Below are 19,490 nucleotides of genomic sequence, written 5' to 3'. Positions count from 1 at the left end.
CCGAGGGGCGGGCAGCGGTGGCGGCGCGCGACCAGCCGGGAGAAGCGGGCGAGGCAGAAGGGCTCGGGATCGCAGAACGCGACCTCGTGCCCGGCGAGCGCGAGCGCGGTGATGGCTTGTCGCGCAGACGTGCTGCTGCCTTCCGTCAGCAGAATCCGCATGCGTCCCTCGTCCTGCGGGTCGACGGCGCGATCGGTGTCGCCATGCTCCAACGCGGCTCCGGTGCCGAAGGCGACCTCGCGCCGACGTCATCGGCGCGTCAAGCTTGGCTCGCAGCCTGCACGGTTTCCGCCACGCCCGGAGTGCCCCCGATGCCGCTGACCATCCGCCGTGCCGAGCCCGATGACGAACCCCGCGTGGTCGCGCTGTGGCGCGCCTGCGATCTGGTCGTCGCCTACAACGATCCCGGCGCGGATTTCCGGTTCGCCCAGGCCGGCGCGTGCTCGGCGGTGCTCGTCGGCGAGGACGGGGCCGGTCGCCTCCGCGGCAGCGTCATGGTGGGCCATGACGGTCACCGCGGCTGGCTCTACTACGTCGCGGCGGACCCGGAGGCCCGGGGGGCCGGCGTCGGCCGGCGGATGGTCGCGGCGGGCGAGGCGTGGCTGCGCGACCGCGGCGTCGCGAAGGTCCAGCTGCTCGTGCGCGAGACGAACACCCGGGTCGTCGCGTTCTACGAGCGCCTGGGCTTCGAGGTCGCGCCCCGGACGCTGATGGCCAAGTGGCTGATCCCGCCGCCCTGACCAGGGGCCGGTCAGGCCGGCTGAAGGGCGCGCAGGAACCGGGCGGCGAGGCGGCCCAGCTCGGCCGGATCGCCGCTGCCGCACGCCAGGAGCAGCCGCTCGTCGCGCCGGGTCACGCCGTCGATCGTCGCGGGCAGGTCGGCCGCCCGGCCGGGACGGAGATCGGCGGCCAGACCCTGCGGCCCACCGCTGAGCCTCAGGATGCCGCAATCCAGGCAGTCCGCCCGCAGCCGGGCGAGCGTGAGAAGGGTCTCGACCTCCGGCGGCAGCGGCCCGAACCGGTCCTCGATCTCGTCGCGGAGGGCCTCGGCCTCCTCGGCGGTGCGCAGGCGGGCCAGGCGGATGTAGAGGTTCAGCCGCAGCTCCGCTTCCGGAACGTAGGTGTCGGGCACCCGGCCCGACAGGCCGAGCCGGATCTCCGGAGACCAATCCTCCGCGGGCTCGCCCCGGGCCGCCCTGAGCGCGAGGTCGAGCAGGTGCTGGTAGAGACCGAGCCCGATCAGCGCGACGTGGCCGGCTTGGTCCTCGCCGACGAGATCGCCGGAGCCGCGCAGGTCGAGATCGCGCGCGCTGATGGCGAAGCCCGCGCCGAGGCGGTCCAGGGCCTCGAAGGTGCGCAGGCGTTTTTCGCTCGCCGGCGAGAGCGTCTGGTCCGGGTCGACGAGCAGGTAGGCCGCCGCCCGCCGCTGCCCGCGTCCCACCCGGCCGCGCAGCTGGTGCAGCTGCGCGAGGCCGAACCGCTCGGGGCGCCACACCAGCATCGTGTTCGCCCGCGGCACGTCGAGGCCGCTCTCGATGATGCTGGTGGCCAGGAGCACGTCGCCCTCGCCCTCGGCGAAGCGCACCATCACCTCGTCCATCCGGTCGGGGTCGAGGTCCCCGTGGGCCGTCACGACCGTCAGGTCGGGGGCGATCTCGCGCAGCCGCGCCGCCATCGGGCCGAGATCGGCGATGCGCGGGCAGACCACGAAGCTCTGCCCGCCGCGGCGGTGCTCGCGCCTCAGCGCGCTCCGCACCGTGTCGGCCTCGAAAGGCGCGATCACGGTGCGGATCGGCTGACGCACCACCGGCGGCGTGGCGATCACGCTGAGGTCCTGCAGGCCGACCAGCGCCGTCTGCAGGGTGCGGGGAATCGGCGTCGCCGTGAGCGTCAGGACGTGGACGCCCGCCGCCGCGCGGCGCAGCCGCTCCTTCTGCGCGGTGCCGAACCGCTGCTCCTCGTCGATGACGACGAGGCCGAGGTCCTTGAAGCGTACGCCGCGGCCGGCCAGCGCATGCGTGCCGATCACCAGCCGGACGCTGCCGTCGGCGAGCCCGGCCTTCACCCGCTTGGCCTCGGCGGCCGGCGTCAGGCGCGAGAGCTGCGCTGGCACGATGCCGAACCGGGCGAAGCGGCGCCGGACGGTGTCGAGGTGCTGGCGCGCCAGCACGGTGGTGGGCGCCGCGATGGCGACCTGCCGGCCGGCGAACAGAACCGCGGCCGCCGCGCGCAGGGCCACCTCGGTCTTGCCAAACCCGACATCGCCGCAGACCAAGCGGTCCATCGGCTGCCCCGAGGCTAGATCGCCGAGCGCCGCCTCGATGGCGCTCGCCTGATCCGGCGTGAGGGGAAAGCCGAAGCCGGCGCTGAAGCGCTCCATCTGGCGCTCGGGCGCGACCAGGGCCTCGGCGCGAGCCGCACGGCGGGCGGCGGTCTTGTCGATCATCATCCGGGCGGTCGCCCGGATCGCCTCCTCGACGCCCGCCCTGCGCTTCGCCCAGGTGCTGCCGTCGAGCTTGTCCAGGGTCACGGCCTCGGCGGACGCACCGTACCGCCAGATCCGGTCGGCCTGACGCACCGGGACCAGCCGCACGGCGTCGTCGGCGAAGCGCAGCCGCACGGCGTCCTCCGCCCGGGTCTCGGGCCCCTCCACCGCCTCCAGCCCGTCGAACAGGCACAGGCCGTGATCCTCGTGGATGGCGACGTCGCCGATCCGCAGCTCGACCTCGCCGATCGGCAGGGTTGCGGCCGCCCCCTTCCCGCCGGACGCGGCCTGCGCTCCCAGCAGGTCCTGGGCCGCGAGCACCGTCACGCCCGCCTCGGGCACCCGGAATCCCGCGGCGATGGGGGCCTCCAGCACCGCGACCGCGCCGGGCTTCGCCCGCACCACATCGGCCCAGCGCTGGGCGCGCTGCAGCTTATGCCCCATCGCATCCACGCCGGCCTGCACGAGGCGCCGCAGATGCCGCCGCGGCCCGGCCAGAGCCACGCGGTCGCCCGCGGCGACGCGCGCGGTGAGGTAGCGCCGGAAGGCGGCCGCCGGGTATCGCTCCCGGGCGAAGGCCGGCACGCCGATGTCCTCGCGCTCCCCCGCCGTCCCGGCGCCGTGGCGGGCCAGGAGCGCGGACCACTCCTGCGGGGTCAGGTGGAGCCGCCGCTCCGGGTCGAGCGGGACGACCCCGGATCCGTCGGCGACGCGCGCCGCGCTCTCGCGGCCCTCCTCGATCTGCTCGAAGAAGGCGGAGGCCCTCCCCTCCGCCCCCGCCTCGACCACCAGGACCGCCTGCGGCACGTAGTCGAGCACCGTCGCGAGACGGGGGTAGAACCGGGCGAGCCGGTGCTCCTGCCCCGTGAAGGGCCTCAGCGGCTCCGGCGCGTCGGCCCCGAGGATGATCTCGGTGGCCGGATCGACGACGAGGCGCTCCGCCTCCGTCACCGAGCGTTGCGACACGGGATCGTAGGAGCGGATCGCCGTGACGCGGCCCCCGTCATGCTCGATGCGGCAGGGGCGCGGCGCCGCCGCCGGGAAGATCTCGACGGTGCGGCCCCGCACGGCGATCTCGCCCGGCTCGTCGACCCGGTCGTCGAGGCAGTAGCCGAGCCGGCCCAGCGTCGCGGTCAGCGCGTCGACGTCGAGACGGTCGCCGACCCGGATCTCGACGCGCGCGTCCGGCCACGTGGCGGGCGGCGGCACCCGCTGGATCAGCGCCGGGGCGGTGGTGAGGAGGAAGTCGGGCAGATGCGCCGCGTCGGTCAGCCAGCGCAGAACCCCGGCCCGCGCGCCCATGATGCCGCGGGAGGGCGAGGTGCGGTCGAAGGGCAGGCAATCCCATTCCGGATAGACCGCCACCGCGCGCTCCGGATCCAGCGCCCGCAGGATGGCGGCGATCTCCTCCAGCCGCCGGGCATCGCGCGCGATGAAGATCAGCGGCTTCGCGTCGCAGGCCAGCCCGAGCAACGCCACGGCGAGGGCGCCGGAGGGCTGTGCGGGGGCAACAAAATCAGTTGTGTCCCTGTCGATCTCGGTTCGCGTCTTACGCTTCAACATGGGTTATACGCACCACCTCGACCGCCACGGGCTTGAAAACGCGGCGCGGTGCAGGAAGGTCCTGCGCCGATCGAACATCGTGCGTCGAAGGCTGTGGACGGCCGGCGCCGGGCGCGGCTCGCTCCTCTCGCCACGTTTCGGGAGCGGCGTGGTCCGAAGACGATCCGGCCTTGCTGGACCGGACCGCTGGGGCGTCGGTGGGGGTTCCGCGCAGGGCAGGCGGAGCGGGGACGCCGATGCTCGGGATCGCATGCGCGGCGGACCGGCCCGTCTCGGCCGGCGGCTGGCGTCAGGAAGCCGCCTCTGGTGTCGCGGCCGCGACTGCCCCCGCCGTGTCGAAGAACTCCTCGAAGCCGACGACGTCGCCGTTGCGGAATTGCCAGATGTCGACCTTCCGGGACGCGGCGACCTTCCCGGTCGCCCGGTTGCGCCACGCCACCCTGCCCATCGCCACGACGCGGTCGCCCTGGGCGATGAAGTCGTTCATGTCGGCCTCCACCATCTCCCAATCCCGCAGGAGGCCATCCAGATAGTCCTGGATCTCCTGCCGCGATCGGCGCTGGGCGGCGAAGGGCAGCTCGGGCGCGCTTTCCGCCAGGGACCGGAGCGTTGCGTCGTCCGCCATCAGGTTCATCCAGCAGCCGCAATCCGCGCCCTTCTGGTCGGACCAGCGTGCGTAGGCGTCCTTCAGGCGTGCGATGTTGGCCTCTTCCTGGGACATGGTTTCCTCCCGTCGGTCATCGCTCCTCGAACCCGCCGTAGGGCCGGAGATGGGCGCCAAGGCGCGGAACACCCTTCCGGGCAGCGCCCGTCCGACGCGGCCCCCGTCACCGCGCGGACCCTGGGTGCGCCGGTCTCGGCCCAGGCTGCCAGAGGTCGCCTGCCGCTTCCATCCCGTTGACCATGCGCCTTCTGCGCGGACAGGGCGAGGCGGCCGGCTTGAACTTCGCTCGGGCGGGTTGTGCGGGGGAGCCCCCATCCCGTCGCATCCGAACCGCGACGCGGGTGATGTGTCCCGCGGCGCGACCGGTCGGCGCGTGCCGACGCACGGTGCCGCGGTCTCATCGCTCCCGATCGCCCGCGTCGAGGAGCGTGCGAGCGACGATGTGGATCAGCCCTCCCGTGATGATCGACGCCATGGATATCGTCAGAACCTGCAATCCCGTCACGCCAGGATGCGAACCGAAGCTATAGGCGAGCAACGACCCGCACGTTCCGGCCGATACGACACCGGACGCAATGGTGTTGAGCCACATCGCTGACAGACGCCGACGTTCCTGGTTCACTGCGGGCAGGCCCTATACCGCTGCGGAGGGGGATGGACATCGATTCTCGTTGCATCTCGTGCGATGCAGGATGGCCGAGGCACACCCGGCAGGCAAGAACAAAACGAGAACGTGTGGGCACGCATCGGGTTCGCGCGGGAGAACGTCACACGAACCCCCCTGTGGAAACCTGTGGATCGTGCACGGTGCCGGGTGTCGGTCGGCTGGTGCCTGCGGCGCTGCCGCGTGCATCGCCCGTCCTGCCGCGCCGCCGACGGAGCGCGGCCGACCTTGGCGGGCCTCCGCCTTCAGGAGCCCCCGACCCGGATCGGGCCGAGCCGCCCTTGCCGACGGAGCCGCGGATCATGCTGGCGAAGGCCACGGCCCATCGGCCGCAGCGTCGGTCCGTCAGCCGACGACCGTCAGCGCCGGCCTCTGACGCACGCGATCCAGCGCCTCTCTCACCTGCTGACTGTCGAAGGGTTTGCGCAGGATCGCGAATCCCTCCGCGGCCGCGGCTTGCGCCACGTCGCTGTAGCCCGTGGCGAGCAGCACATCGACCCGGCCCGCATATTCCATCCGCACATGCCGGGCCAGATCCAGGCCGTTCCGTCGTCCCGGCATCACGATGTCGCTGAGCACGACGCCGATATCGTCGGCCGCACGCAGGATCTCCAGGGCGGTCTCCACGCCATGAGCCTTGACGACGGAATAGCCCAGTTCCTCGAGGTACGATCGGGTGATCTCGGCCACCTCCGCATTGTCGTCGACGAGGAGGATGCGCCCGCAATCCTGCCTGCGCCGCACCGGCTGCCGCGGCGGGTGGGCGTCCGGTGCGGGCCTGGCAGGTTCGGTCGTCCGCGGCAGGTAGAGCGTCACCGTCGTGCCGCGACCCGGCTGGCTCGCGACCGTGGCGGTGCCGCCGGATTGCGTGGCGAAGCCGTAGACCTGGCTGAGGCCCAGCCCCGTGCCCTTGCCGACCTCCTTGGTGGTGAAGAACGGCTCGAAGACCCGTGCCAGCAGGTCGGGCGGGATCCCGTTACCTGTATCGGTGAGGCTCAGCGCTACGAACTCGCCCGTGAGCCCGACCGTGCCGTCGTCCGCGAGCGTCACGTTCTGCGCCGCGAGGGTGAGCCGCCCGCCACCCGGCATCGCGTCGCGGGCATTCACCGCGAGGTTGAGGATCGCGAGTTCGAGTTCGGTGAGGTCGACTTTCGTGAGCCAGAGGTCCGGGGCCAGCGCGAGCTCGACCGCGATGTCGCCGCGCAGGCTCGACCGCAGCATGTCCTGGAACTGGGGCAGGCGCCGGACGAGATCCACCGGCACCGGCGCATGGGTCTGGCGGCGGGAGAAGGAGAGGAGCTGCCCGGTCAGGCTGGCGCCGCGCTTGGCCGCCGCCTCGATCGCATCGAGGGCGCGCCGCTGGCGCTCGTCGGCGACCGGATAGCGCTTCAGGCGCTCGACGTTGCCGCTCACCACCATCAGCAGGTTGTTGAAGTCGTGCGCAACGCCGCCCGTGAGCCGGCCCACCGCCTCCAGCCGCTGCGCCTGCTTGAGCGTCGCCTCGGCGACCTCGCGGCGGGCCACTTCCGCCTGAAAGCGTTCCGTGCGGCGCAGCGCGTAGATGGAGAGGGCGCCGAGCGCGAGCGTCGCGGGCAACCCGAACGCGAGGTGGCCCAGGAGCGTGGAGCGCAACTCCCGCCCCATCGTCGCGGTCTCGATGCCGGCCTGGACGTAGACCGGATAACCCGGAACGCGCCGGTAGCCGATCCGCCGCTCGACGCCGTCGATGGGCGACACGGCCGTGAAGGCCCCGCGCGCGGGCTCGCGCATCACCCCCTGCAGGAAGGCGCTCCGGGCATCGAGCCGCTCGGGCCGGTCCAGGACGGCCGGGAAGCGGGCGAGGAACGCCCCGTCACTGCGGATCAAACCGAAGGAATCCGCGACCCCGTGCGACAGGCGACCATAGAACTCCCGGAAGTGCCCGGGGAGCACGCTGATCGCCACGATTCCGTTGAAGCCGCCGCCGGGCCGCTCCGGTCGCCGCGCGCTCATCACGAAGAAGCGGAAGCCGCCGAGCTTGGCTTGCACGATGTCGCCGATGAAGGTGCCGGCATCGTGCGCCACCTGCGCCTGGAAATAGTCGCGGTCCGAGTTGTCGAGGCCGGCCGGCACCGGTGTCACGGTGCTGGCCACGAGGGGGTGTCCCGCCGCGTCGAACGCCCAGATCGCCTGGATCTGCGGCAGGGCGGCCTGCGTCCGCCCCAGGCGCCGCGACAGCTGCGCCTCGTCCGCCCGGATGGCGTCATCGTCGAGCCCGCGCAGCACCTCGTTCGCCTCGGCGAGCGTGCGCTCCACGGTCTGGAGCGCCTTGAGGCTGTGCTCCTGAAGGATGTCGAGGGCGCGCTCGATGCGTTCGCTGGACTTCTGTTCGATCGCGCGGGTCGTCGACCAGATCGCGTAACCGAAGATCAGCGTCGGCCCGATGACGCTGAGGGCCGCGATCAGGCGCAGGGGCCACAGGACATTCGGCTGCCCGAGATGCACCGCCATCCCCCCTTCCGCCGCGACCAGTCAGGGCCTCGCACGAGCGTGGCCGATCACGCGCATACATCTATACAGTTCAAGTATGCGAGAGGCGACTGCCGCCGCCCCGGTTCCGCGCGCAGCAGACCTGTCGATCCGCGCTCAGCTGCGCGACAGGAAGGCGGCGAGATCCCGGATGTCGGCCTCGCTCAGGCCCTGCGCGACCTCGTTCATGGCGGGGTCGTAGCCCGGCCGGGCATTGCTCTTGTAGCCGGCGAGCGCCTTCAGCAGGTAATCCTCCCGCTGCCCGCGGATGCGCGGGATCGCATCCCGCCCGGCGAGGTCGGCGCCGTGGCAGGAGTTGCACTGATGACGCCCGACGAGCGCCCGCGCCCGCTGCACGAGGGCGGTCTCCGGCCCCGCACCCTCGGGCCTGGGGGGCGGCAGCTTGGCGATCTCGTCCGCGAAGGCGCGCAGGTCGTCGTCCGAGAGGCCGGCCGCCATCTCGTTCATGGGCGGCGCGGTGCGCTGGTTCTCCCGGAACTGGTAGAGCTGTGTGATGAGGTAATCGGCCGGCTGCCCACCGAGGGAGGGCACATCCGGCGTGGCCGAGCGGCCGTCGGCGCCGTGGCAGGCGAGGCAGGGCGCGAGGCGCTCGCCCAGGGGTTCGGCCGGCGCGGGTGCGGCGGCGCCCGCCATGAGCGCGAGCGCCAGGAGAAATCGTCGCATCATCCATCCCGATGAGAGAGGCCTGCACGCGGGGTGACCCCCGCGTGCAGGCCTCTGAGGTTACGGCTGGTAGCTGATCCGGTAGATCGCGCCGTTGTAGTCGTCCGAGACCAGCAGGGACCCGTCCTTGGCCACCAGCACGTCGACGGGCCGCCCGAGGTAGCGGTTGTCGTCGAGGAAGCCTGTCAGGAACGGGTCGACGGAGGCGACCTTGCCGTCCGGCCCGAGCTTGACCGCCACCACGTCCCCGCCGAGCTTCCTCGTGCGGTTCCACGAGCCGTGCCGGGCGACGAAGATCGCGTTGCGGTAGGAATCCGGAAACTGGCTTCCGGTGTAGAAGCGCAGGCCGAGTGCGGCGGTGTGCGCGCCGAGCAGGGCGGCCGGCGGCGTGAAGTCGGCGCAGGAGCGGCCCCAGCCGTATTCGGGGTCCGTGAAGGTGCCCTGGTGACAGAACGGGAAGCCGAAATGCTGCTTGCCCGGCTCGCGCAGCACGTTGAGTTCGTCCTCCGGGATGTCCTCCGAGACCCAGTCGCGCCCGTTGTCGGTGAACCACAGCTGCTTCGTCGCCGGATTCCAGTCGAACCCGACCGTGTTGCGAACGCCGCTGGCCACCACCTCGACGCCGCTGCCGTCGAGGTTCATCCGCCGGATCTGCGCGTGGGTGTCGGGCGGCATCTGGATGTTGCCGGGCGCGCCGACCGGCACGTAGAGCTTGTCGTCCGGGCCGATGGCGATGAACTTCCAGCCATGCGCCTCGTCCTTGGGCAGATCGTCGTAGACCAGCACGGGCTTCGGCGGGGCGTCGAGATGCGCCTCGATGTCGTCGAAGCGCCAGATCTTCGACAGTTCGGCGACGTAGAGCGCGCCCTTGTGGAAGGCGAGCCCGTTCGGCCGATGCAGCTTGGAGGCGATGACCTTCACCTCTCGTTTGTCCCCGGTGTCGCGGATCGCATAGACGCGGTCGAGCAGGCGGGTGCCGGCGAAGACCGTGCCCTGGTCGCCCTGGCGCAGCGAGCGCGCATTGGCGACGCCGCTGGCGAAGACCTCGACCTTGAAGCCCGGCGGCACCTTGAGCCTGTCCACCGGGAGCTTCGCGGCCGGCGCCGGCAACGGCGGGGCGGCGATCGGGGCGAGTTTCGCCGCCTCGCCGGATTCGGGCCGACCGTAGAGGGCCGAGCCCCGGTCCTGCGTCGCGGCAGGCGCTGCGGTGGTCGCGGGCGCGGCGGGTGCGCTGCCGGGCGTGGGGGCCCCGCCGGGCTGCTGTTGCGCGGACGCACCCGGCAGCGCGGCGGCCAGCACGGCGCCCGCGAGCGCAGCACGCAGGCCGCGCGATCGGTTGATCGGCATGTCTCCTCCCCGATTCTCGACACCGCGGCAACGCGGCTTGCGGGGGTTGTAGGGCGCAAGCCCCTGCTGTCAGGGGGTATCCCGATGGTCGGCTCCGGTGCGCAGGCCCCCTCCCCGGCGCACCCGACATCGCCCGACCGTACGAGCCGTGTCGTCAGCGCCCGTCCAGAGCCTGCCGGATGAGGTCCGAGAGCCGCTCGTCAGCACCAGCTCGGAGTGATCGCAGGAGCCCGCCCGGATGATCCCGTTGCGGTGCGGCCCGGGCGTGTCGACGACGAGAGCATTGTCCGACGAAGTGGATGCCGGTTCGTCGCAGAGAATGCGGTAAATCAAGGACCTAGAGCAGGCTTCACGCCTCAATCTGATCGAAGCCTGCTCGAGCAGGGCCAGGCACCGGGCGCGGTAGAGACCGCGACTGGCGACCTATGCGGCCATCTCCGACGTGTCGCGCTCATCCTTCCGGCCGTGCGTGTGCTGCGAGAACAGGCCGATCGCGCCCGGACGCCCCATGAGATAGCCCTGTGCGGCTTGGCACTGCTCGCTGGCGAGAAAGCGCAGCTCTTCCTCGCTCTCCACGCCTTCCGCCAAGACCGGAAGGCCGAGACCGCGACCCAGGCCGAGCACGGAACGCACGATGGCGGCCGTCTGGTCGTTCGCGTCCACCGCCCGGATGAAGGAGCTGTCGATCTTGATCTTGTCGAAGGGGTAGGTGCGCAGGTTCGACAAGGACGAGTAGCCGGTGCCGAAATCGTCCATGGCGATGCGCACGCCGAGTGCCTTGAGCTGGCGCAGGTTCGATTGAGCCCGCGAGGGGTCCCGGATCAGCGCCGTCTCGGTGATCTCCACCTCGAGCCGCTCGGACTTCAGTCCCGTCTGGAACAGAACCTCGTGGACGAGCTGCACGAAGTGCGGGGTCAGGATCTGAACCGCCGACACGTTGACCGCCACGGATAGCGGGTTGGGCCAGCTGGCGGCTTCCCGGCACGCCTCGCGCAGCACCCACTCGCCGATCTGCAGGATGATGCCGCTCTCCTCGGCGATCGGGATGAACACGGCGGGCGAGACGGAGCCACGTTCGGGGTGCCGCCACCGCAGCAGCACCTCGAAGCCGGTCACCGCCCCTGTCGCGACATCCGTCTGCGGCTGGTAGACGAGGTACATCTCGCCCCGCGCGATCGCGTGGCGCATGTCGTGCTCCAGCAGCCGTCGCTCGCGCACCTGGGCACCCATCTTGGCTTCGAAGAAGCGGTAGGTGCCGCGCCCCTCGGACTTGGCACGGTAGAGGGCGGTGTCGGCGTAGCTCAGGAGCGCGGCCCGCTCCTGCGCGTCGTCAGGATAGATCGCGATGCCCACACTGGATGCCACGACCGGGCCAGTTGCGTCCGCGTTCCCGCGGCGCAGCGCCTCCAGGACGTGTTCGGCAAAGCGCCCTGCCGCGACGCCGTGTTCGCAGGGCATCAGGATGGCGAACTCGTCGCCGCCAAGCCGCGCCATCATCTGCGTCTCGTCGAGGATCTCCGACACGGTTTGGGCCACGGTGACCAGCATGGTGTCGCCGGCCGCATGGCCGAACAGGTCGTTGACCTCCTTGAACCGGTCGAGATCGAGACAGAGCACCGCGAGCTTGCGGCCGGACGCCTCGGCCAGCTTGATCTCTTGCTCGAGGCGTTGGTTGAAGCTCGTGCGGTTCGCCAGACCGGTAAGCGCGTCATGATGGGCGAGGAACTGGATCTGCCCCTCGGCCCGACGCCGGGCCCGCAGATCGCGCACGGCGATCGCATAATGGGGCTGGTTGCCGTAGGTCACGGGCCGCATGATCAGCTCAACCGGGATCGTGTCGCCTCCCGCTTGGCGCAACTCCGCCTCGACCGGCTGTTCCGGATGGCTGGCCAGGGCGAGGCGCGTTCCCGCCTCGGGCAGGAAACGCGACAGGTCGCAATTGAGCAGCTCGGACGCGACGACATCGACGAGCTTGCCGAAGCTCTCGTTGGCGTTGACGATCATGTCACCCCGGCAGACGATGAGGCCTTCGACCGCCGCATTGGCAAGGCTGTGCAGGCGCTCGCGCTCGAACGCGGCGTGGCGGCGATCGCGGATGTCGAGGGCGAGCGCCGCGCAGGCCAGCAGCAGAATGGTGACGCTCGCCAGCGCGACACCCACGGCGAGCCAGCGCGCCGGGATGGCGCTCTCGGAGACAACGATGCTCGGATCGGGCACGATCGTCACCGCGCCCATCGCCGTGAAGTGATGGCTGCAGATGGCACCGAGCAGCAGCAGAGCACCCGCCGCCCTGGTGCGGAAGCTCTGTCGGCTCAGCGCCACGGGGAGCGCAGCACTGCCGAGCACGGCCCCGAGGACGAGCGAGGCGGCCACGAGCACCGGATCCCAGTGGATCCGGCCAGCGATCTCAAAGGCCGCCATACCGGTGTAGTGCATGGCGGCGATGCCGCCGCCCAGGATCGCACCGCCGGCTGCGGAAGCGAACGGGACGGTTCTCACGAGCGCGACCGTCAGGCCGATGCCGGTCAGGACGACCGCATAGACGAGGGAGAGAGTTGTCAGACCACTGGCATAGCCGCTCGGAAGGTGCGGCTCGAAGGCCAGCATGGCGACGAAGTGAGTTGCCCAGATGCCCGAGCCGCCGGCCACGGCTGCCACGCAGAGCCAGACTGCGCGCAGCGATCTCACAGCCTTCCGCGCATGGCGCAGCAGCTCGATGGCGGTGCTCGCAGACAGCGTGCAGATGGCTGCAGCGAGGGCGACCAGCCAGGGATCATGCTCGCTGACCAAGCAACCAATGACTTTGAGCATAGCGTCCAGCCAATCAGACGAGGGTGATCTTGTGCCAACAGTCTTAGGATTTTCAATGCTAACGAAACATTAGTCAGGCTAGGGGATTGCTTAGGATTGGATAATCAGCAGTTAAATTTTCGGACTTGACAGGAATTCCAGTGAACATGACCCTGCTCGGAGCCAGGACGCAGGCCTGACCGACACGTTTCGACAGCGCCAGCCGGCCGAGCGCGTGCGCCATTGACGGCTGATCGGTGTTGCCCACCCGAACGGGATGGTCCGCCGGAGGCTCCTACTGCGCAAGCGACTGGCCCGGCATGGTGTGCGCGAGATGCCGGTCATGCTCTCCCGCACCCTGGCACGGGCGAACTCCCGTGACGCTCACCCGCACGGATTCACGATCATCACAGCCGCAAGCGGCACGCGAGCGACCGCGGCATCTCACTCCGTCCGCACCGGGGGTCCCCGCCTCCCCTCCCCGGCGCACCCGACACGATTCGACCGTGTGACCTCTGCCACCGGAGGGCTCGCTCGGATCTCCTTGAGCGGATTCAATGTCCGCCGTGCCGTTGCGCCCCGCCGCGTCATGCGCTAGTGAATGCCCGCGGCTGGCACCCGTAGCTCAGCTGGATAGAGCGTTGCCCTCCGAAGGCGGAGGACCCACCCATCCAGCGCCGCAGCCTCACACAGCAAGATCAATAGGTTGCCCAATGGCGGAACACGCGAGTCGTGACTTCCGCAGCTTGCCGGTGCAATCGGGGCACATCCGGCTCTCGTTTTTTCCGAGCAGGCCCATGACGTCCAGGACGGAGGCGAAGTCCTAGGTGGATTTGCTCTGCATGGGAGCAGTGGGTCCTGTGTCCTCACTTACTCCGGCATGGGTCCTTCCCTCCCGGCTCGCTTCAGCCGTAGATCGGCCGCTTGCGGCTTTCGCCTATCATGCCTCTCCTGGACGCCGCCTCATCCTCATCGCGCGATCCGCAGAAATCCGACCCTTCCCCTTAGCCTTAAACCTTTGTCCCCAAAGGACCGCGTCACGTCCCCCCTCGGTGCAGAAGTTGAAGTTCGTGCCGTTGCCGCTCAATCCGGCGATCCTCAGCGAGGGGCGCGGTTGCTAAAAGTTCACGTAATGCACATTTGAGAGGGCCGAATTTTCACTTTTCAACTGTCTCGGTTGGTAAAGCGGTCGTGTTCGCCCACGTGAATGCGGCGAGCAGGTCAGCGCGGTCATTCTGCGGGCCATGAAGCCGACCGACGATCTGCTCACCCTCGCCACGAGGCGGACTACCGCTCTCCTCGAGCGCAAGGTCGTGCTCGACACCATCGGCCGAGAGTGTCGAAACCGGAATCTCGAAGCCCTCGCGCGCATCATCGAGCTCTCCATCGAGCTGCTCCCCGTGCCGATCTACAGGCCCCTCAGGGACCGCAGGTGAGTCGCTGGCGGCTGTGTCGGTTTCCGGAGTAGTGTCGCGCCGGCAGGCGCAGAAGGTCCACACTTCAAGCTATGCTCAGACAGTTAACAATGCCGCCTGTCGTTTTGCAAACAGTTTCTTTGAGGAACTAGTGCCTGGTGCGAGCATTTGCTGAATCACATCTCTCAATCTACTGAGGTGCGCCTGCGCTTCTTTTTGCGTATTACCTGACGAAGGATGCGAGAGAGCGCCTCAACCGAGTAGGGCTTCTGCAGCAGTTCGAAGCCATGCGAGCTATCCTGCGCCAAAGCCGAGCTGTAGCCGCTCGTCAACACGATCGGCAAGCGGGGGTGGCGGCGCCGAATCTCACGAGCGAGCTCGACGCCGTTCATGCCCGGCATCACCACGTCCGAGAAAACCGCATCGAACGGTGTCCCGTCCTTGCTGAGTGCCGTCAGCGCCTCGGCAGCATTGTGAGCCCAGGTCGTGGCATAGCCGAGATCTTCCAGGATTTGCGTCGCGAAGCGGCCCACCTCCAGATTGTCCTCCACGACGAGCACCCGCAATCCGGCGCCATCCACCAAGACGGCGGGTTCATCCTCCGTCTGCTGAGGGATCTCGCCAGCAACTTCGGGGAGATAGAGCGTGAAGGTCGTGCCTTGACCAAGCACGCTTACAACATCCACATCGCCACCCGACTGCTTGGCGAAGCCGAAAACCTGCGATAGACCCAGACCTGTGCCGCGGCCGATCTCCTTTGTCGTGAAGAAGGGTTCGAAGATACTCGCAATTAGGCTCGGATCTATGCCCGAACCTGTGTCGGTCATAGACACTGCCGCGAAGCGGCCAGCAGAGCCCGCGTGTTGCCGGATCGGCGGCTTACCCTCGATGCAGGCAAGTCGCAGCGTCAGCGTGCCTTCACCTTCCATGGCATCACGGGCGTTCACCGCTATGTTGACGAGTGCTGTCTCGAACTGACTGAGGTCTGCCCGCACGTAGCAAGGGCTGTCAGGCACCTCCGTTGAGACACGGATGCGCGCGCCCATGATCGGATCGAGTAGCTCGCCCACCGCACGCAGGCAGGTGCCGACCTCGAACACCTCCGGATTGAGAGCCTGCTGACGCGCGTAGGCCAGAAGCTGACGGGTCAGCTTGGAAGCACGTTCCACCGTGTCTGAGACTGCATCCATGTAGCGCTGGCGGCGCTTCTCCGGCAGGTCGGGGCGTTGGAGGAACTCGACCGATGAACGGATAATGGTCAGCAGGTTGTTGAAGTCATGCGCCACGCCCCCCGTGAGCTGGCCTATCGCCTCCAGCTTCTGCGACTGGCGCAGCGCCTCTTCAGTCCGACTGAGGGCATGCGCCTGCTCGCGATGAGCGGTGATGTCGCGCCCATTGGCGAAGATTCTTCCCTCCTCGAAAGCGCCCGTCCACGCGATCCAGCGAAAGCTGCCGTCCTTGTGCCGCACCCGCAGCTCGCGAGGTCTTACCAATGGCTGCTCGACGATGCTGGTGCGGATGGCGGACAACTCACCAACGTCATCAGGATCCACAAAGTCGGCAAGGCTTCTGCCTACAAGCTCGTGCTCCTCCCAGCCGAGGATCCTCGACCATGCTGCGTTGACGGCCTGCAGTGTGCCTTCAGCGGTGACGATGACGAGCAGATCCTGGGAGAGCTGCCACAGCCGCTCACGCTCGGCGGTGCTGGCGCTCACGCGCTGCTGGGCGTCGAGGTGGAACGCGATGAGGTCTGCGAATGCCTTGAACGTGCCGACGATCTCGGGTGTGTTCAGGCGAGCCGGCCTCGGATCGATCGCACAGAGGGTGCCCCAGAAAGTGCGCGTCGGCAGCACGATAGGCACTGAGATGTAGCTCTGGAAGCCATACAGGGCCGGAGTCGGATGGCTGCAATAGGCTCCGTCTTTAGCGACGTTGTCGATGACGACAGCCGCTCCGTCGCGTCGGATCTCGCGGCAGATGGTTGTCATAACATCCAACTCACCGCCGGGCCGCAATCCAAATGCGATGCCGTCGCGAACCTGGCAAGCGACCCAGCGGTCCTCCGTCACGCGAGCGACAGCCGCGAAGCCCATGCCCGTCGTGCGGCAGACCACCTCCAAGATGGTGGGCACGGCTTCGATTTTCTCGATGGCCAGAATGTCGGCTACGAAGTCGTGCGCGGCATGCTGAGAAGGCACGGGCCTACTCATTTGGCTTCGAACTCCGTGTGTCTGCACAACCCGGGCGCGTGACGAATCGAACGCGTTGTATCAGGAAGCGAAGTGCGGCTTGCATCATACCGCTTGCCGATGCGTGGTCGCCCATCGTGGCCTGCTGAGGATTTTTCGGGCAAGAGGACCATCGAGACTGACGTCACGGTAGCGATTCGCGTCTATACCCACCCGTAGTATGGCAACCTTGTGGGTGCTGCCAACCCAACACCGTTCGTGCATCGCAGTTCAGGACTAGCTATCGGAAACCTTCCACACCGCGTCTGCGAAAAAAAAGTCGTCGTCAAATAGAAGAGGCTGGTGGATGCGCCTCTTGCCCGGACGGCGGTCAGCTGCGCGGAATGCGGGAGCGGGACCTCACCTGAACCGCCTTGCGATCGACGTGCATTGAGGAGCGCGCGGCCGGCCCCCTGCGGCTTCCTCCTCTCTGGGATACCTTGGACGCCGCTTCAATCTGCAAGCTTTGCAGAAGGGCCTTTGCTAGAATAAAACGGAGCGAATTGCTGTTCCCATCTGCGAACATGCCAGGAGAGGTGCAGTATCAGCTGACAACTCTCAAGACGACGTGCGGTCGCGCTCGGTCCAAGGCGTCTTCCATCTGCTGACTGTTGAAAGGTTTGCGCAAGATAGGAAACCCCTCTGAGGCCGCGGCTTGCGCCACGTCGCTGTAGCCAGTGGCAAGCAGGACGTTGACGCGGCCAGCGTATTCTTTTCGCACATAGCGTGCCAAGTCCAAACCGTTCTGCTGTCCCGGCATCACGATGTCACTGAGAACGATGCTGATATCGTTCGAGGCGCGTAAAATCTCGAGGGCAGTCTCAACGCGATGAGCTTTGACAACGGAGTATCCGAACTCTTCCAGATACGATCTGGTGATCTCGGCCACATCGACATTGCCATCGACGAGAAGGATGCGCCCGAGATCTTTCCTACGCCGCACTACCTCCGCCTGCTGCCGGTTGTCCGACGCGGGCTGAATGGGCTCCGTCGTTCGCGGCAGGTAGAGCGTCACCGTCGTGCCGCGACCCGGCTGGCTCGCGACCGTGGCGGTGCCGCCGGATTGCGTGGCGAAGCCGTAGACCTGGCTGAGGCCCAGCCCCGTGCCCTTGCCGACCTCCTTGGTGGTGAAGAACGGCTCGAAGACCCGTGCCAGCAGGTCGGGCGGGATCCCGTTACCTGTATCGGTGAGGCTCAGCGCCACGAACTCGCCCGTGAGCCCGACCGTGCCGTCGTCCGCGAGCGTCACGTTCTGCGCCGCGAGGGTGAGCCGCCCGCCACCCGGCATCGCGTCGCGGGCATTCACCGCGAGGTTGAGGATCGCGAGTTCGAGTTCGGTGAGGTCGACCTTGGTCGGCCAGAGGTCTGGGGCGAGGACGAGATCGACCGCGATGTCGCCGCGCAGGCTCGACCGCAGCATGTCCTGGAACTGGGGCAGGCGCCGGACGAGATCCACCGGCACCGGCGCATGGGTCTGGCGGCGGGAGAAGGAGAGGAGCTGCCCGGTCAGGCTGGCGCCGCGCTTGGCCGCCGCCTCGATCGCATCGAGGGCGCGCCGCTGGCGCTCGTCGGCGACCGGATAGCGCTTCAGGCGCTCGACGTTGCCGCTCACCACCATGAGCAGGTTGTTGAAGTCGTGCGCAACGCCGCCCGTGAGCCGGCCCACCGCCTCCAGCCGCTGCGCCTGCTTGAGCGTCGCCTCGGCGACCTCGCGGCGGGCCACTTCCGCCTGAAAGCGTTCCGTGCGGCGCAGCGCGTAGATGGAGAGGGCGCCGAGCGCGAGCGTCGCGGGCAACCCGAACGCGAGGTGGCCAATCAGCGTGCTGCGCAGCTCTCGGCCCATCGTGGCGGTCTCGATGCCGGCCTGGACGTAGACTGGATAACCCGGAACGCGCCGGTAGCCGATCCGCCGCTCGATGCCATCGACCTGTGAGACCGCCGTGAAGGCGCCGCGCACGGGCTCGTGCACCAGCGCCTGCAGGAAGGCGCTCCGGGCATCGAGCCGCTCGGGCCGGTCCAGGACGGCCGGGAAGCGGGCGAGGAAGGCTCCGTCGCTGCGGACCAAGCCGAAGGAATCCGCGACCCCGTGCGACAGGCGGCCATAGAACTCGCGAAAGTGCCCGGGGAGCACGCTGATCGCCACGATTCCGTTGAAGCCGCCGCCGGGCCGCTCCGGTCGCCGCGAGCTCATCACGAAGAAGCGGAAGCCGCCGAGCTTGGCTTGCACGATGTCGCCGATGAAGGTGCCGGCATCGTGCGCCACCTGCGCCTGGAAATAGTCGCGGTCCGAGTTGTCGAGGCCCGCCGGCACGGGTGCGACGGTGCTGGCGACGAGGGGTGTCCCGCCGCGTCGAACGCCCAGATCGCCTGGATCTGCGGCAGGGCGGCCTGCGTCCGCCCCAGGCGCCGCGACAGCTGCGCCTCGTCCGCCCGGATGGCGGCGTCGTCGAGCCCGCGCAGCACCTCGTTCGCCTCGGCGAGCGTGCGCTCCACGGTCTGGAGCGCCTTGAGGCTGTGCTCCTGAAGGATGTCGAGGGCCCGCTCTATACGCTCGTTCGACTTCTGCTCGATCGCGTGATGGGCCGACCAGACCGCGTAACCCAAAATGAGCATCGGCCCAATGACGCTGGGCGCTACGATCAAGCGCAGGGGCCACAGGACATTTGGCTGCACGAGACGCATCGCCATCGCACTTCCGCCGAGATCGATCAGGACCGTCCCACGAGCGTGGCCGATAACGCGCATACCTCTGCGTGGTTCCAGTATGCGGGAGGCCGCCTAAGTCTCGGGCAGACCCGTCCTTCGCAGACCCTCTACGATCCGCTAATACTCCCAAATGAAGACGGGGTCGTCCGACTAGCCCTCGCACTGCGAGTGGCTGACCATGTAGCGCGGCTTGAGCTTCAGGAGCGCATCCACGGCAGCCCGTGCATCGTCCGGCTGCCCGAGCCACGCGTGGGAGGCGAGGTCGACATAAGCGAGCCAGTAGGGCGTCGCTGACGCTGGCAACGACTTCAGACGCCACGCGACCGCCTCTTGCACCCCCTTGGCACCGTTTAATGCGCCTCGTCCCATCAAGTGCGCGGACCGACGTCCGCTACGCATGGCACGCGATCCTGCTGGGCCGCATGCGGCCCTGCAA

General features: G+C 68.7%; 13 protein-coding genes and 1 pseudogene. 2 read left to right on the top strand and 12 right to left on the bottom strand.

Translation table 11 applies throughout. The features are described from left to right. A pseudogene (locus MFF61_RS26830) lies at window positions 1-161 on the bottom strand (ATP-grasp domain-containing protein); the annotation flags it as partial. Between the two features lie 150 nt (window positions 162-311). Here MFF61_RS26830 and MFF61_RS26825 point away from each other — a divergent pair. After that, complete coding sequence (locus MFF61_RS26825; RefSeq protein ID WP_238240756.1) at window positions 312-740, top strand: GNAT family acetyltransferase; 429 nt, start codon at window positions 312-314, stop codon at window positions 738-740. Between the two features lie 11 nt (window positions 741-751). On the opposite strand, the gene MFF61_RS26820 is transcribed toward MFF61_RS26825, so the two are convergent. The 7 genes from MFF61_RS26820 to MFF61_RS26790 form a co-directional block, all read right to left on the bottom strand. Further along, a complete protein-coding gene (locus tag MFF61_RS26820; protein WP_238240755.1) occupies window positions 752-4,048 on the bottom strand; it encodes a TRCF domain-containing protein in 3,297 nt (1,098 codons plus the stop codon). Between the two features lie 289 nt (window positions 4,049-4,337). Then, window positions 4,338-4,769 carry a nuclear transport factor 2 family protein gene (locus MFF61_RS26815; RefSeq protein ID WP_238240754.1) on the bottom strand — a complete coding sequence of 144 codons (432 nt, stop codon included), beginning with the start codon at window positions 4,767-4,769 and terminating at the stop codon, window positions 4,338-4,340. Between the two features lie 340 nt (window positions 4,770-5,109). Continuing rightward, window positions 5,110-5,304 (bottom strand): hypothetical protein, encoded by a 195-nt coding sequence (locus MFF61_RS26810; protein WP_238240753.1) that lies wholly within the window; start codon window positions 5,302-5,304, stop codon window positions 5,110-5,112. A 417-nt stretch (window positions 5,305-5,721) separates the two neighbouring features. After that, a complete protein-coding gene (locus MFF61_RS26805; RefSeq protein ID WP_238240752.1) occupies window positions 5,722-7,866 on the bottom strand; it encodes an ATP-binding protein in 2,145 nt (714 codons plus the stop codon). 135 nt (window positions 7,867-8,001) lie between these two features. Next, window positions 8,002-8,568 (bottom strand): c-type cytochrome, encoded by a 567-nt coding sequence (locus MFF61_RS26800; protein WP_238240751.1) that lies wholly within the window; start codon window positions 8,566-8,568, stop codon window positions 8,002-8,004. Between the two features lie 60 nt (window positions 8,569-8,628). Beyond that, window positions 8,629-9,915 (bottom strand): PQQ-dependent sugar dehydrogenase, encoded by a 1,287-nt coding sequence (locus tag MFF61_RS26795; RefSeq protein ID WP_238240750.1) that lies wholly within the window; start codon window positions 9,913-9,915, stop codon window positions 8,629-8,631. A 423-nt stretch (window positions 9,916-10,338) separates the two neighbouring features. Beyond that, a complete protein-coding gene (locus MFF61_RS26790) occupies window positions 10,339-12,726 on the bottom strand; it encodes an EAL domain-containing protein (RefSeq protein WP_238240749.1) in 2,388 nt (795 codons plus the stop codon). Between the two features lie 1,223 nt (window positions 12,727-13,949). Here MFF61_RS26790 and MFF61_RS26785 point away from each other — a divergent pair. Then, the gene (locus MFF61_RS26785; protein WP_238240748.1) at window positions 13,950-14,141 is read left to right on the top strand and encodes a hypothetical protein; all 192 of its coding nucleotides are present in this window, start codon (window positions 13,950-13,952) and stop codon (window positions 14,139-14,141) included. A 164-nt stretch (window positions 14,142-14,305) separates the two neighbouring features. Here the strand turns inward: MFF61_RS26785 and MFF61_RS26780 are convergent, their stop codons facing one another. The 4 genes from MFF61_RS26780 to MFF61_RS26765 form a co-directional block, all read right to left on the bottom strand. Next, window positions 14,306-16,330, bottom strand: coding sequence for an ATP-binding protein (locus MFF61_RS26780; RefSeq protein WP_238240747.1), 2,025 nt, complete (start codon window positions 16,328-16,330; stop codon window positions 14,306-14,308). 562 nt (window positions 16,331-16,892) lie between these two features. Beyond that, the gene (locus MFF61_RS26775; protein ID WP_373324806.1) at window positions 16,893-18,539 is read right to left on the bottom strand and encodes an ATP-binding protein; all 1,647 of its coding nucleotides are present in this window, start codon (window positions 18,537-18,539) and stop codon (window positions 16,893-16,895) included. After that, window positions 18,539-19,036, bottom strand: coding sequence for a hypothetical protein (locus MFF61_RS26770; RefSeq protein WP_238240746.1), 498 nt, complete (start codon window positions 19,034-19,036; stop codon window positions 18,539-18,541). The genes MFF61_RS26775 and MFF61_RS26770 overlap by 1 nt, the downstream gene beginning before the upstream one ends. 168 nt (window positions 19,037-19,204) lie before the next feature. Next, window positions 19,205-19,357: a hypothetical protein gene (locus MFF61_RS26765; RefSeq protein WP_238240745.1), complete on the bottom strand. Its 153-nt coding sequence runs from the start codon at window positions 19,355-19,357 to the stop codon at window positions 19,205-19,207. Window positions 19,358-19,490 lie beyond the last annotated feature (133 nt).

It is taken from the genome of Methylobacterium isbiliense (assembly GCF_022179325.1).
Lineage (GTDB): Bacteria > Pseudomonadota > Alphaproteobacteria > Rhizobiales > Beijerinckiaceae > Methylobacterium > Methylobacterium isbiliense.
The sequence above is the reverse complement of the archived record's forward strand: the minus strand, read 5'-3'. Positions and strand labels throughout refer to the sequence as shown.

Bases quoted from the DNA above. Each gene is read 5' to 3' on its own strand.
- MFF61_RS26815 (WP_238240754.1), bottom strand. From the start codon at position 4,769: ATGTCCCAGGAAGAGGCCAACATCGCACGCCTGAAGGACGCCTACGCA.
- MFF61_RS26820 (WP_238240755.1), bottom strand. From the start codon at position 4,048: ATGTTGAAGCGTAAGACGCGAACCGAGATCGACAGGGACACAACTGAT.
- MFF61_RS26770 (WP_238240746.1), bottom strand. From the start codon at position 19,036: ATGGCGATGCGTCTCGTGCAGCCAAATGTCCTGTGGCCCCTGCGCTTG.
- MFF61_RS26780 (WP_238240747.1), bottom strand. From the start codon at position 16,330: ATGAGTAGGCCCGTGCCTTCTCAGCATGCCGCGCACGACTTCGTAGCC.
- MFF61_RS26810 (WP_238240753.1), bottom strand. From the start codon at position 5,304: ATGTGGCTCAACACCATTGCGTCCGGTGTCGTATCGGCCGGAACGTGC.
- MFF61_RS26805 (WP_238240752.1), bottom strand. From the start codon at position 7,866: ATGGCGGTGCATCTCGGGCAGCCGAATGTCCTGTGGCCCCTGCGCCTG.
- MFF61_RS26800 (WP_238240751.1), bottom strand. From the start codon at position 8,568: ATGCGACGATTTCTCCTGGCGCTCGCGCTCATGGCGGGCGCCGCCGCA.
- MFF61_RS26785 (WP_238240748.1), top strand. From the start codon at position 13,950: ATGAAGCCGACCGACGATCTGCTCACCCTCGCCACGAGGCGGACTACC.
- MFF61_RS26775 (WP_373324806.1), bottom strand. From the start codon at position 18,539: ATGAGCTCGCGGCGACCGGAGCGGCCCGGCGGCGGCTTCAACGGAATC.
- MFF61_RS26790 (WP_238240749.1), bottom strand. From the start codon at position 12,726: ATGCTCAAAGTCATTGGTTGCTTGGTCAGCGAGCATGATCCCTGGCTG.
- MFF61_RS26825 (WP_238240756.1), top strand. From the start codon at position 312: ATGCCGCTGACCATCCGCCGTGCCGAGCCCGATGACGAACCCCGCGTG.
- MFF61_RS26795 (WP_238240750.1), bottom strand. From the start codon at position 9,915: ATGCCGATCAACCGATCGCGCGGCCTGCGTGCTGCGCTCGCGGGCGCC.